This window comes from Streptomyces sp. NRRL S-118, from assembly GCF_000716335.1.
Taxonomy (GTDB): Bacteria; Actinomycetota; Actinomycetes; order Streptomycetales; family Streptomycetaceae; genus Streptomyces.
The window spans coordinates 165,116-165,667 of sequence record NZ_KL591012.1 but is presented as its reverse complement, the minus strand read 5'-3'; the positions used below and the strand labels follow the sequence as shown (position 1 = coordinate 165,667).

Sequence of the window (552 nt, the reverse complement as noted above, 5' to 3'; positions counted from 1 at the left end):
TCCTGGTTGACGGCGCTGCCGCGTACGACGGCCAGGATCCTGCGTCCGTTGCGCTTGGCGTCGGACAGCCGCTCCAGGACGAGCAGGCCCATGCCTTCGGCCCAGCCCACGCCGTCCGCCGCCGCCGCGTAGGCCTTGCAGCGCCCGTCCGGCGACAGGGCGCGCTGGCGGCTGAACTCCACGAAGGCGCTGGGGCGGGCGAGTGTCGTCGCTCCGCCGACCACGGCGAGCGAGCACTCCTTGGCGCGCAGGGACTTGGCGGCGACGTCGATCGCGACGAGGGAGGAGGAGCACACCGTGTCGACGGTGACCGCGGGGCCCTCGAAGCCGAAGGTGTAGCTGATGCGTCCGGAGGCCACGCTGGGCGACGACGCGATGGAGAGGTACCCCTCGATCTCCGGGCGCCGGTCGCTGAGGCCCGCGACGAACTGGTAGTCGGAGAACATGAGTCCGCAGAAGACGCCGGTGTCGCTGCCCTTCAGCGTCAGCGGGTCGATGCCGGCGTCCTCGAACGCCTCCCACGCGCCTTCGAGGAGCAGCCGCTGCTGCGGG

At 71.9% G+C, this 552-nt stretch carries 1 protein-coding gene; it reads right to left on the bottom strand.

The window, feature by feature from the left end; translation table 11 throughout:
- The coding region (locus IH00_RS37555) for a beta-ketoacyl synthase N-terminal-like domain-containing protein (RefSeq protein ID WP_031075984.1) at positions 1-552 on the bottom strand (552 nt) is incomplete at both ends.